Here is an 11,925-nt window from a genome sequence, read left to right as displayed (position 1 = left end):
TGGGTGATGGTCAAGTGGTGGTGACGGCTTTGAGGTCGAGTCCGCCGCAGGCCAGGTAGATCATGGCGGCGGAGTGGTCCATGTCGCGGAAGCCTCTCGCCCGTCGTTTGACGTTCCGGATGACGCCGTCGGCGCCCTCGAGCACGGCGTTGGCGTACGGGTGCCCGAAGCAGGCGACGATCTCGGCGAAGCGGCGTCGGACCATGCGGGCGAAGTCCTTCATCGGCTCGAGCCCCGAGTGCATCACCCACGAGCACAGGCGATGCAGGCGCACCCACGCCTCGGACGGGGTGCGGCCGTCCGCGTAGACGTCCTGCAGGACCTCGCGCATCCGGCAGGCGCGGCCGGTCCTCAACCGTCGCCCCGTCAGGTTGCGCCTGGCCTCCACCTGCAGTTCGGCCAGGCTTTCCCCGTTCCTGAGCCACAGGTACTCGGCCCGTTTGAGCAGCGGGTCGGAGCGGCCCTCCGTCTTCCCGGCCTTGTCGACGGCCCCATTGGCGTGCCTGGCCACATGGAACCTGTCGACGATCCGCCGCGCATGGGGCAGATGCCCACGGATGCCCTTCCGGGGAGCCCGGGCTCATGTCGCAGGCGACCAGACGCACATACTCCGGGACCCCGTTGTGGCCCATGAAACCACGCGAGAACCGTTCGACCGTGGCCGGGTCCCTGCCCGGCGTCACGTTGACGACATCGTGCTCCACGAGACCGGCGACCACGGTGATGCAATCGCGGCCCCCGCGGCCGGTCCCGTCGATGCCGACGGCCTCCACACCCATGTAGCCCTCCAGCCTCCTCGCCTCGTCGACGTAACGGGCGACGGACCGCCACAAACGGGTATCGGTCTCGTCCAATTGCCCGGCGAGCGTGCCGGCGGGCAGGCGGCGGGCCATCTCCACGGCCCACGCCTCGAACAGGAGCGTGAACCCGCCGCCCGGCCTCGCCCACGGGGCGGGCACCGTCCCCACCCCGTGCTCGGGACACGTGACGCGGGGCATGGCGGCGTGGATGAACGCCTTGCACCGGAAGAAGTCCGGATGCCGCCACACACGCCCCCGCCTGTCATGCACCGGGCAGGCGCCTTCCCGGCAGCCCGTCCCGGGACAATGGAAGCGGGCGCCGGGCTCGAAGCCGATCATGATGCGCAGCTCCCGCCGGCCGCCGTCGGCGTCACGGAAGTCCACGGACCCCACCTTCCAAGGTGACTGCAACCGAAGCGCGGCGGTGAACAGGTGAGAGGCATCCATGCCTCCAACCTACCCGACCGGCATCACCCCGCACCCAAACCACCCACCACAAACAGCGAAAGGCCCCCTACTATTTAAGGTAGATGAAGTTTGCTCTTGTTGATTCAAAGGCTTCGCGAAGAGTTTTATCGCGTTCCAGCATCTGGAAATTATCAGCAGTCTGATTAGTCATGCTCAAGTTATTTATGGCATACCATCTAGTACCTGCCAATGAACCGGATTGCGTAAATTCAGTAGGACGGCAATACCCGGGCAATTCACTATCAGGACTGATGCTTTCCTCAACTAGGCCTTGTGCGGCTATCACGCCAACTGCGATATGCTCGTTGTCGGCATAAAGAACGATTTCACGAAGCTTGCCGAAATACTGATTTCTCACGCGAACGGAATTGCAGAATAGTACTTTCCCGTTGTGTGTATCTGAATATCGAATCAGTTCTTCCAACACCTCACGGGCGGTAAGATGTCTGCCACAGATGTCTAAGCTCGTCAGCTTAAACGCGGCAGCGCGAATAGGTTCATCACGACGCGGATCCCGATATGCAATTTGACGGACGGCATCGGGATTTACCCAACCATGCGTGTATCGCGGATCGATGGAAGCAAGTAAGGACATCACCGCGTCAATGACGTTCTCCGGGTCCACGTACAACAGGTTTTCATGATGCGCCTCGCGGTTCCGGATTTCGCGTAGTTGCATTAGTTTCCTAGCGATTTGAATTCGACCGTTTTCGTCGGCAGAGACCTGTGGAAATGCCTCATGCAGTGTGCTCGTCCACAGGCGTTGTGTTCTTTCGGTTTTATGCGAGGTGTGTGGTTCGCCTATTAGACGGCACCAAGTGCCGAACATTAACTGGGCCAGAACATCTTGATGTCCGTATCCACGATCCGTCCTTGGGCTTTTGCGCCTGACGATACGCTCTAGAGAGGCTTCCTGAGCATGCTGGTGCGCCTTGAAGATATCCGTGCGAATCAGCGGGCTGATTGCCGAAGGGATACGCATGCGCTCGAAGGGTTTCTTCTCCCCGTTGTAATGATAAGAGTCCACTCCGCTCCAATACGGCGTGCCGAGCTCAGACGTGCTGAGCTGGGATAGAGCGTGGTCGATGCTGTTGCGTAGTGCGATTTCCGCGTAGCTGAGGATAACGTGCAAGGCCCCTGCATACTCCTGATTCCAAGAGTGCAGCGCCAAGGCTTTCTCCAAATCTGGCAGCTCGCGACGGTAGCGATCCAGTCGCGCTTGGCCCAGAAAGCGTTCGGCCACCTCCTGACGCTCTTGTTCACTCCTGGTTGATTTCATGTCCATGCCAATCAATGATATACTGTGTGATGTTCGATAGGCTTGACCTATCGGTTGCTTTCACCGGCCCGTTTCCTATATTGGAAGCGGGCCGAGTGCTTTTCGAGCAACGAGCAAGGCCAAGAATCATTCTGATTCCCGCATATATCGTTTATGAATCATTCTGGCGCGTATACGCGCTCCGGTGATGTTCATTCTCCAACGAGCTAGTTCAATGCTGACATTATATCGACTGGCGACCTCGTCATCGGAGCAATTTCTATAAGCGAGTTCAAACGCGGCGTCTTTTGGAATGAGCATGCTGGCTCCAAGTCAAACGGCTTCCTCCTCATACTCGCCTCCCAGCCCGCAGCTACGATCCGCGGAAAAGGATATTTCAAAAGGATGTTCCAGAACAAAATGGGCAATTTCATGACAAAAGGTCGCCCTCTGTCTCTGAATAGAGTGAGAGTCATTGATTAGACTGACGACACCTGCACGATTGGGAATAAGCATTCCGGAGAAGACGTCATTCCCTGATCCTAATAGATAGTCTCGTTCCGGCCCTTCTACCTGAGTTCTAAATAGAAGTGCAACACCTTGTCTAGGGTTGGAAGTGTTCAGTTTCTAACTTAAGAAGGTGTTGCACTCATGGGTCAACAGTATTCGCACCTGTCGTCCGAGGAGAGGATCCTGATCGAGAAGCTGCATTGCGAACAGCATCCGGGCATTCGGCGGACCGCGGAGAGGATCGGCCGGGACAAGTCCACGGTGAGCCGCGAGCTGAGGCGCGGCCTGTGGTTCGCGTCCAACGAGAACGGGTCGTACCGGCCCTACCGGCCGAAACGGCTGAAGACCGGGCCGTGGACCTCGGGTCCGTTCTATTCGGCGCTGGCCGCGCAGAGGAAGGCCGACCGGCGTCGGCGCGAGTCCAGGAAACCGCGTCGCATGGATTCGGGCCCGTTGCGCGCCTGGGTGCTGGACGCGCTGCGCAGGGGGTGGAGCCCGGAACTGATCGAGGGACGGTTGAAGGCCCAGTGCGCCGGCGACCCGTCGATGCGGATCAGCCACGAGTGCCTTTACCAGTGGATCTACGCCAAGCCGCAGCGGGCGCTGGACCTGCGCCAGTATCTGGCGCGCGGCAGGAAACGCCGGACGAGGAGAAAGGGCAGGAAGGCGAAGGGGCCGCGCATCCCGATGCGCGTGCCCATCGCGGACCGGCCCGAGGCGGTCGGATCCAGGAAGGGGTTCGGCCATTTCGAGTCGGACACGGTGGTCGGCGCCGCGCCGTCGAGGCGCTGCGTGAACACGCAGGTGGAGCGCAGGAGCCGCAGGCTGTTCGCCCGGCTCGTCGACGACAAGAGCGCGTCCGCCACGGCCAGGGCCGAATACGAGATCTTCAAGGACATCCCGCCGGCCGCGCGCGTCGACCGCACGTGGGACAACGGCACGGAGGCGAGCCTGCACATGCTGGTGGACGAGGCGCTGGGCATGCTCACGTACTTCGCCGACCCGTACAGTTCCTGGCAGCGTGGCAGCAACGAGAACAGGAACGGCAGGATCCGCCGCTACCTGCCCAAGGGAACCAGTTTCGAGGACTTGGCCCAGGAGGACCTCGACGCGATCGTCGGGGAGATCAACGACACCCCCATGAAGCTCCTCGGCTACAAAACGCCCAACGAGGTATGGGACGAGGAGATCGCCAGGCTACAATCGAAGGCAGCCAGCCCGAGCACAAGCGTTGCGCTTACAAATTGAATCCGGGTATCCGTGAACGTATTGCACAATATGATACAATCCCGATGTCCCCGGCCTTAGGAGAACACGGTAACGCTCCGGAATTGCCACAGTTCTTCCTAGGCGACGATAATATCGAGGCGTCCATGCTGCTGACCGAACAGGATATCCTCAGGCGGATCAGATGATGAAATCTTTAAATACTCGAGACAAAATACTGCTCGCAACGGGCATGGTTATGGTCGGCTCGTTGGGTATCCAGACCTCGTCGTCCTTGTCGGCGTCGTTGTTCGATGCGTTGGGGCCGATTCCGGTCAGTTCGATGCGTATGCTCATCGCCGCGATCGTCATGCTCGTGCTCATCCGTCCGAAACTCACGGGCAGGTCGAAAGGCGAATGGCTGGGCATCGTGGTCTACGGACTGGCGATGGCGGCGATGAACATCTGCCTGTACTCGGCCATCGACCGCATCCCGATGGGCGTGGCCGTCACCCTGGAATTCCTCGGCCCATGCGTGGTCGCCCTGGCCGGATCTCGTCACTGGCGCGAGGGACTGTGCGCGGTGGTCGCGCTGGCGGGTGTGGGATTGATCTCGTTCACACCGGGAGGCTACTTCAACCCAGCGGGCTACCTGTTCGCGCTGGGCTCGGCCTTCTGTTTCGGTCTGTACACGCTGTTCGCGGACAAGGTCGGCAAGGCGGGCACCGGGCTGGACGGACTCGCCCTGTCGGTCACGGTCGCCGCGCTCGCCACGCTGCCGATATCCGTCGGCCATGCCACGCACGCCACTGCCGTCCAGTGGGGCGTCATCGCCGCTTCGGCCGTGCTGGGCGTGGCGATTCCCTACACGATGGATACGCTGTCCGGACGCATCACGTCGGCGCGCGTGGTCAGCACGCTGTTCTCCATCGACCCAGCCATGAGCGTGATCATCGCCGCCCTGATTCTGCGCCAGACCATTACGCCGATGGCCGTACTCGGCGTCATCGTCGTCTCCATCGCCGGCGCCCTGCTCGTATGGACAGCCGATAAAGCGTAAGACGGGCACAAGTGGCCGGCAAGAACAAATGCTTCCTGTCAGCCACTCTATTCCATCATTGAACACTAAATTCTTGGTCAGCGGCATAATTTCTTAGGGCTATTCGCTGTTTGTGGTGGGTGATGGTCAAGTGGTGGTGACGGCTTTGAGGTCGAGTCCGCCGCAGGCCAGGTAGATCATGGCGGCGGAGTGGTCCATGTCGCGGAAGCCTCTCGCCCGTCGTTTGACGTTCCGGATGACGCCGTCGGCGCCCTCGAGCACGGCGTTGGCGTACGGGTGCCCGAAGCAGGCGACGATCTCGGCGAAGCGGCGTCGGACCATGCGGGCGAAGTCCTTCATCGGCTCGAGCCCCGAGTGCATCACCCACGAGCACAGGCGATGCAGGCGCACCCACGCCTCGGACGGGGTGCGGCCGTCCGCGTAGACGTCCTGCAGGACCTCGCGCATCCGGCAGGCGCGGCCGGTCCTCAACCGTCGCCCCGTCAGGTTGCGCCTGGCCTCCACCTGCAGTTCGGCCAGGCTTTCCCCGTTCCTGAGCCACAGGTACTCGGCCCGTTTGAGCAGCGGGTCGGAGCGGCCCTCCGTCTTCCCGGCCTTGTCGACGGCCCCATTGGCGTGCCTGGCCACATGGAACCTGTCGACGATCCGCCGCGCATGGGGCAGATGCCCACGGATGCCCTTCCGGGGAGCCCGGGCTCATGTCGCAGGCGACCAGACGCACATACTCCGGGACCCCGTTGTGGCCCATGAAACCACGCGAGAACCGTTCGACCGTGGCCGGGTCCCTGCCCGGCGTCACGTTGACGACATCGTGCTCCACGAGACCGGCGACCACGGTGATGCAATCGCGGCCCCCGCGGCCGGTCCCGTCGATGCCGACGGCCTCCACACCCATGTAGCCCTCCAGCCTCCTCGCCTCGTCGACGTAACGGGCGACGGACCGCCACAAACGGGTATCGGTCTCGTCCAATTGCCCGGCGAGCGTGCCGGCGGGCAGGCGGCGGGCCATCTCCACGGCCCACGCCTCGAACAGGAGCGTGAACCCGCCGCCCGGCCTCGCCCACGGGGCGGGCACCGTCCTCACCCCGTGCTCGGGACACGTGACGCGGGGCATGGCGGCGTGGATGAACGCCTTGCACCGGAAGAAGTCCGGATGCCGCCACACACGCCCCCGCCTGTCATGCACCGGGCAGGCGCCTTCCCGGCAGCCCGTCTCGGGACAATGGAAGCGGGCGCCGGGCTCGAAGCCGATCATGATGCGCAGCTCCTGCCGGCCGCCGTCGGCGTCACGGAAGTCCACGGACCCCACCTTCCAAGGTGACTGCAACCGAAGCGCGGCGGTGAACAGGTGAGAGGCATCCATGCCTCCAACCTACCCGACCGGCATCACCCCGCACCCAAACCACCCACCACAAACAGCGAAAGGCCCATTTTGAGCTACATAATTCAGAATTTCATGTCCTCATATATATACAACTTGTCTACAGGCCCGTCACCATGTGGCGAGTGTTTCGATGGTGTCCAATCCGTCCTGACGGTGTGGTTCGTCGAGGTTGTCCCAGTAAGGTGAATCCTCGGTGAGCAGCTCGTGCAGGAGTTTGATGTGTTTGCGGTCGGTACCGCTGTGCAGGCGTGCGAGCTCCGCATCGGGATCTGGGATGAGAGATGCGAGCATGGCTGCATCATAGAGGTGACGGTCGCTGTAGCCGGCGTGATCGGCGCTGTATGCCGCGCTTTTGAGTATCAGTGCGCCGAGCAGGTCCGGGATGCGAATCACGGCATCGGCATTGCTCTGGTCGTCGATGAGTCGGACCTGCATGCTGCGTTCCACGGCCTGAGTGCCGCCCGGCATGGACAGCACCGGCGTGCCGGCGATGGTCGCGTCTTTTCCGAGGAACTTGGGCAGGTGGTCAGCGACCAGCAGGTCCACAGTGTCGCCGTTTGGTGCGCTCATGCGGGTCGTGTATCCGGTCAGCATGCCCGGCTGCGTCTCGAACCCGCAGGCGGCGAGAACACCGCGCAGTCTGGCGATGCCGCGTCGGTCGGCCATGAGATCGGCGAGCAGGTCGGCGTCGGTGGTGGGGCGCGCGGTCAATCCGCCCATGATGGCGTGCAACTGGACCATGAGCCCGCCAGTAAGCAGCCATGATTCCGACATGTCTGCTGCGGCGACCGCGTATACGGTGCTCCATGGATGACCCGTGTTGGGGATGTGGATTGTGGGGGTCATTCCTGATGCTCCTTGCGGTGGTGGTCGTCGATCAGCTGTTGGAGGGTTTCCAGGCCGGCGCGTCGTTCCCTCGGGTCGTTGGATTCGGCCAGGTCGGCCGCGCATACGCCGAGAGGCATAGTCCTCTCGCCGGCGGGGAGATTGTCGGTGACGTGGAGTCGCACCCGGACGGGTGTCACGCCTTGCTTCAGCCGACATTGACGGACGATGTCATCCAGAGCGCTGGCGGTGACGTAGCCTTCCACCACGTCTGTGGCGGCCAGCTGGAATGAGTCCGCCAATGTGCCGGTGGCGGCGGAGGGACGGATGAGGGTTTCGACCTTGGCGAGGTTGGAGTCCCTGCACCAGTATTCGACCATCGTCGCGCGCCGTCGGGTAAGACGAGTCAGATTCTCCGCATCTACCCGTCTCAGGTAACCCCTGAGCCGGTACCGCTGCTGCCGACCCAGCCACGGTACGTCGAGTCCGCTAAGCATGTACAACGCGGCAAACGCCATGCCCGGCGAATACGGGCGTCCGCCCGCACCCTGCCGCCGTGCCTGGTGGTGCACGGAATCCTCCGTAATCAGAATGCCATTCCCCGCGGAGAATGATTCGAGCTGGCCGGCAGCGCAGAGCGCACTGACTCGCCGTTCGCTCACTCCGAGCCGGAGAGCGGCTTCCCGCCGTGTGAGCAGCGTTCGATTTGTTCTAATGGTCACGGACTCATTGTATACAGAACTATTCCCAAAATGGAATAGTTCTGTATACAATATACGGAAAGAACCTAGATTCACGGGGAAGCTTCTGCATTAAAGGCGTCCACCCCATCATCATAAAATAAAAGAGACATTTTTATAATGTCTCTTTTGTCAACAAAGGTGTTAACGGAGGAAAAATGAAAACTATAGCTAAACGAGTTGCTGCATCACTTTGCACCATTATTATGTCATTTAATTTTGCTTCTTTTGCCTACGCTTCGCCAGCAACGGAAGCGAGAACACAGTGCAATGTTGAATGCGAATTAGCGGAAACTACAATAAGTCAAGCAAAAATATTCATGATGTCGAGGTAAGGTCAAAACTAGTCACAAACACGAAAGCCCTATTGAAATCAGCGCATATAAAGACACATTATCAAGATGTCAAACTCAACTGGAGCGAACCTTCATTGCTAGAGTTCGACACCGATAACGGAACTTTTCGTTCAATAACTCTTCAAATCCAGGATCCTCGTTACTCTATATTGAGTAATATTACCGCCGTCTTTGACTCTAGCTGGAACATCAGCAACTACGCAGAGCAGTTGCTTTCAAAAACCGATAATAATAAGTTTTTAATGCAGGTTTACATGAACGGCGATTTGGTTAATCAGCAAGTCAGCGACTTCGATTTCATCTCCAATGAAGACATTCAAAAAAAGTTAGATGAGTACGCCAGTCTTCCGCAAACTCAGGGATGGGGAGAGGCAGCCACTTGTCTGACTGCTGTTTTAGGGGTCGATGTGGCTGTTGCCTGGATCATTCTTGGTACCTGCACGACTGCATGTGCTGCACAACCTATTGCCGCACCTGCTTGCGCTGCCTGCATTGGAGCAGTTGCTGCGATGGGAGCCGCCAACGTCGGTGGTGTTATAGCCTGTTTCGGTCTTCTCTGAGGAGTCACCATGGATAAGCAGAATTTCAAAAAGATAATGAAGATTGTTATTGTTTCCGTTATAGGATGTTTCTTCGTTCTCTTCATACCGTGGCTAATGAATACACTAGTGAATTTGTATTAAGTATCTGTCTTTTATTCAATCCAACACTTTTGGGAGGCAATGGTCGAAAAGGATATATCATTCGTATATATGCGAACTGTTAATTCGACACAATTGGCATTGTGTGACATTTATTAAACAGTTTAAATATACTCTAATATGGATAATTGAAGCTTTTATGTACTTAATTTTAGATTCTGAGTACAGCGGCTTGCGGTAAACTTGAGACAAGTTTACCGCAAGCCGCTGTCACAAAACGAAATCTATAATCTATACACGATACCCTAAAAAGAGCACACTAGTTCGCTGCTTTGATGAAGTCTTCGGCGAGTTGGTTGACGATCTGGTTGCGATGCTGGGCGACGATGCGCTGGTAGTGCTTGATGGCGACCTTCTCACTGACGTGGCCGAGCTTGTCCATGAGATCTCCTTAGGGCGCCGTCCTTGAGCACGAGCAGGGTCGTTTCATGCTTTTCCTCTGATATATCAGACATTGGGTATGTAGCACCGTTCGCATTCCGAGAGAGCATACGATTGAAGATTGGCAATACCAGAAATGACGGAAGCTGTGGTGGTTTTGTCATCTTCAGATGACAAAACCACCAATGATAGAGCCCTGGAATGTGCACTATATGCTTTAATTAAATTGGGACAAGGTTCCCTAAAACAATAATCAAAGGAGATTATCATGAAATACTTTAGGCGCATACTAAGCAGTATTATTGCAATCTTTTTGTGCATGTCAGCCTTCACGAGCACCGCAACGGCCGCCGAGGATAATTCACCTCCTATCGATGTAACGACATGTCAAACCAATCCTATTGAATTGACCAACGAACAACAAGATACTTTGAATAAAATTGTATCTGTTGGACCGTATTTTAAATATGTAAACAATCAGTTAACCATTACCTTGAATGAGAGCGAACTTAAGAATGCATACGGTTTTTCGTAATCTCAATATACATTCTTGCAAGATGCCGTTCTAGGAGTCACTCATGCCGATAACACTTCACCTGCGAGAGTCCCCGCTTCTCCATCCGGAGCAATGGCGAAATGCGATGAATGGTATATTTCCTACTCGGATCTCACTATAGGCATTGCTACCGCAGTAACTGTCGCGGCCGGCATAGGACCCGAGGCGCTGGCAGCAGCCTTGACTGCGTTGGGCACCATGGTCGGAGGACCCGCTGGAACAATTGCCGGCATACTTGTTTCCGCTGTAGGAGCCGCATATCTTGCGAATCTCGCTCTGCAAATCACCCGTGCCGTAGCCACCGGAAAGGGAATCTGCTTAACGATAGCCATTCCGCCCGGAGTCAGTGTCCAGTAGAAAGGACATCGTGAGATGTTTTCGCAAAAAATGCTGATGGCACCCGAAGCACTGTTTACAGGTGCATGTATATGCTGGTTCGGCAATTTTGCAGTCTCAGACACCCCCGACCCTACAGGAAGATCACTCCTCCTATGGTTGAATGGTGCAATTATAGTCGGTGCGTTTATTTGGGTGGTAATACAGTCTCTTAAAATCAACGACAAGCATCACTATCGTTGGATTAGATCCACAATATATTGTGCTCTTATCCTTCTCGCGCTGATCATCTGCAATACCAACTGGACTCGATTTATGGCGCTAGTTGCACTTGTTTTATATAGTATTGCAAGCGTGCATAAATTACAAGATAAGGAGATAATACAGGGAGATAAATAAGAGAATCTTATAAAAAGACCAGCAATAGATACTGTTATCGAATTGAATTGAATATGATTAGAATTTGCGGTTGACCTTTCAAAAGAAGACCAACCGCAAATTCAAAACAAAAGTAGTTATGAAGACTTCGAATTTAGTGAGGTAATTTTAATATTCGCGAAATGCCCATCACATCGTCGGCATCCATATATTTGTTAATGAATTTCGATTATTAATAGTATTTTAAACAGTATCACTGTTGTCTTATTTATGCTCTTCATATACGACAGCCGCTTTGATGAAGTCTTCGGCGAGTTGGTTGACGATCTGGTTGCGGTGCTGGGCGACGATGCGCTGGTAGTGCTTGATGGCGACCTTCTCGCCGACGCGGCCGAGCTCGTCGGGGATAGGCACGGTGCGCCGGCTGGAGTCGGTCTTGGTCCTGGCGATGCGCGTCGAGCCGCGATCCGAATATCCTCTGTTGACGGAGTGGCGCACGGTCAGGAGCTTGCCTTTGAAGCCCGGCATGAAGTGCGCGATGTCGAGATAGAGGTTCCGGCGCGTGCCGCCGGCTATCCTCTCGCCGTTCGGCAGCCGGTATTCCTCCGCCCACCGGATCACGTAATCCTCGAACGAGATAAGGCTGGTGCGCTTCCTGCGACGGCGTTCGGACGGGTGAACCCATTCCTGGATGTTCTTGCGGTCCAGTTCGAGCAGGTGCCGTTCCCCCTCAAGCCACTGGTGCGCTTCGTGCTCCATGTCCGGCTTGAACTGACGCTGGACCTTCTTGCCCGGACGCTTCGGGTCCGGGTAGCGCACCTGCCAGGCGACGAGATTGCCCGCGGTATCGTAGCGCGGCGTCACGGTGCCGAACCTGCTCCGCCGCTCCGACGACGGTCCCGTACTGTCCTTCTTCGTCCTTGCGGATACGATGATGCTCCTTACTGAATCCATAATCGACGACAT

General features: G+C 57.2%; 9 protein-coding genes and 2 pseudogenes. 3 read left to right on the top strand and 8 right to left on the bottom strand.

Going from position 1 to position 11,925, the window contains the following annotated elements:
• Positions 1–10 precede the first annotated feature (10 nt).
• From MMB48_RS02345 to MMB48_RS11655, 3 genes and pseudogenes are all read right to left on the bottom strand, one after another.
• Positions 11–1,247 (bottom strand): annotated as a pseudogene (locus tag MMB48_RS02345) (ISL3 family transposase).
• A gap of 70 nt (positions 1,248–1,317) precedes the next feature.
• The gene (locus MMB48_RS02340) at positions 1,318–2,547 is read right to left on the bottom strand and encodes an Abi family protein (protein ID WP_168928603.1); all 1,230 of its coding nucleotides are present in this window, start codon (positions 2,545–2,547) and stop codon (positions 1,318–1,320) included.
• A 312-nt stretch (positions 2,548–2,859) separates the two neighbouring features.
• Positions 2,860–3,042 (bottom strand): ImmA/IrrE family metallo-endopeptidase, encoded by a 183-nt coding sequence (locus MMB48_RS11655; RefSeq protein ID WP_136527123.1) that lies wholly within the window; start codon positions 3,040–3,042, stop codon positions 2,860–2,862.
• Positions 3,043–3,177: 135 nt separating this feature from the next.
• Here MMB48_RS11655 and MMB48_RS02335 point away from each other — a divergent pair, with 135 nt between their 5' ends.
• Both MMB48_RS02335 and MMB48_RS02330 read left to right on the top strand, forming a co-directional pair.
• The gene (locus MMB48_RS02335) at positions 3,178–4,284 is read left to right on the top strand and encodes an IS30 family transposase (protein WP_176338715.1); all 1,107 of its coding nucleotides are present in this window, start codon (positions 3,178–3,180) and stop codon (positions 4,282–4,284) included.
• 163 nt (positions 4,285–4,447) lie between these two features.
• Positions 4,448–5,302, top strand: a complete 855-nt coding sequence (locus tag MMB48_RS02330; protein ID WP_032744775.1) for an EamA family transporter — start codon at positions 4,448–4,450, stop codon at positions 5,300–5,302.
• A 126-nt stretch (positions 5,303–5,428) separates the two neighbouring features.
• Here MMB48_RS02330 and MMB48_RS02325 read toward each other — a convergent pair.
• The 3 genes and pseudogenes from MMB48_RS02325 to MMB48_RS02315 all read right to left on the bottom strand — a co-directional run bounded on the left by MMB48_RS02325 (position 5,429) and on the right by MMB48_RS02315 (position 8,233).
• Positions 5,429–6,665, bottom strand: a pseudogene (locus tag MMB48_RS02325) (ISL3 family transposase).
• A 129-nt stretch (positions 6,666–6,794) separates the two neighbouring features.
• Positions 6,795–7,532 carry a hypothetical protein gene (locus MMB48_RS02320; RefSeq protein ID WP_032743562.1) on the bottom strand — a complete coding sequence of 246 codons (738 nt, stop codon included), beginning with the start codon at positions 7,530–7,532 and terminating at the stop codon, positions 6,795–6,797.
• A complete protein-coding gene (locus MMB48_RS02315) occupies positions 7,529–8,233 on the bottom strand; it encodes a helix-turn-helix domain-containing protein (protein ID WP_032743564.1) in 705 nt (234 codons plus the stop codon). Before MMB48_RS02315 ends, MMB48_RS02320 begins: the two co-directional genes overlap by 4 nt.
• A gap of 295 nt (positions 8,234–8,528) precedes the next feature.
• Here MMB48_RS02315 and MMB48_RS02310 point away from each other — a divergent pair, with 295 nt between their 5' ends.
• The gene (locus MMB48_RS02310; protein WP_230581162.1) at positions 8,529–9,167 is read left to right on the top strand and encodes a hypothetical protein; all 639 of its coding nucleotides are present in this window, start codon (positions 8,529–8,531) and stop codon (positions 9,165–9,167) included.
• A 400-nt stretch (positions 9,168–9,567) separates the two neighbouring features.
• Here MMB48_RS02310 and MMB48_RS02305 read toward each other — a convergent pair whose 3' ends face one another.
• Positions 9,568–9,690 carry a hypothetical protein gene (locus MMB48_RS02305; RefSeq protein ID WP_014484597.1) on the bottom strand — a complete coding sequence of 41 codons (123 nt, stop codon included), beginning with the start codon at positions 9,688–9,690 and terminating at the stop codon, positions 9,568–9,570.
• 1,533 nt (positions 9,691–11,223) lie between these two features.
• Positions 11,224–11,925 carry a hypothetical protein gene (locus MMB48_RS02300; RefSeq protein ID WP_230581163.1) on the bottom strand — a complete coding sequence of 234 codons (702 nt, stop codon included), beginning with the start codon at positions 11,923–11,925 and terminating at the stop codon, positions 11,224–11,226.

This window comes from Bifidobacterium sp. FKU (genome assembly GCF_026016385.1).
GTDB classification, from domain to species: Bacteria; Actinomycetota; Actinomycetes; order Actinomycetales; family Bifidobacteriaceae; genus Bifidobacterium; species Bifidobacterium infantis.
This window is presented reverse-complemented; position numbering and strand designations above follow the sequence as displayed.

Coding starts and splice junctions, on each gene's coding strand:
- MMB48_RS11655 (WP_136527123.1), bottom strand. CDS start 3,042: ATGCTTATTCCCAATCGTGCAGGTGTCGTCAGTCTAATCAATGACTCT.
- MMB48_RS02300 (WP_230581163.1), bottom strand. CDS start 11,925: ATGTCGTCGATTATGGATTCAGTAAGGAGCATCATCGTATCCGCAAGG.
- MMB48_RS02320 (WP_032743562.1), bottom strand. CDS start 7,532: ATGACCCCCACAATCCACATCCCCAACACGGGTCATCCATGGAGCACC.
- MMB48_RS02310 (WP_230581162.1), top strand. CDS start 8,529: ATGCGAATTAGCGGAAACTACAATAAGTCAAGCAAAAATATTCATGAT.
- MMB48_RS02330 (WP_032744775.1), top strand. CDS start 4,448: ATGATGAAATCTTTAAATACTCGAGACAAAATACTGCTCGCAACGGGC.
- MMB48_RS02340 (WP_168928603.1), bottom strand. CDS start 2,547: ATGAAATCAACCAGGAGTGAACAAGAGCGTCAGGAGGTGGCCGAACGC.
- MMB48_RS02305 (WP_014484597.1), bottom strand. CDS start 9,690: ATGGACAAGCTCGGCCACGTCAGTGAGAAGGTCGCCATCAAGCACTAC.
- MMB48_RS02335 (WP_176338715.1), top strand. CDS start 3,178: ATGGGTCAACAGTATTCGCACCTGTCGTCCGAGGAGAGGATCCTGATC.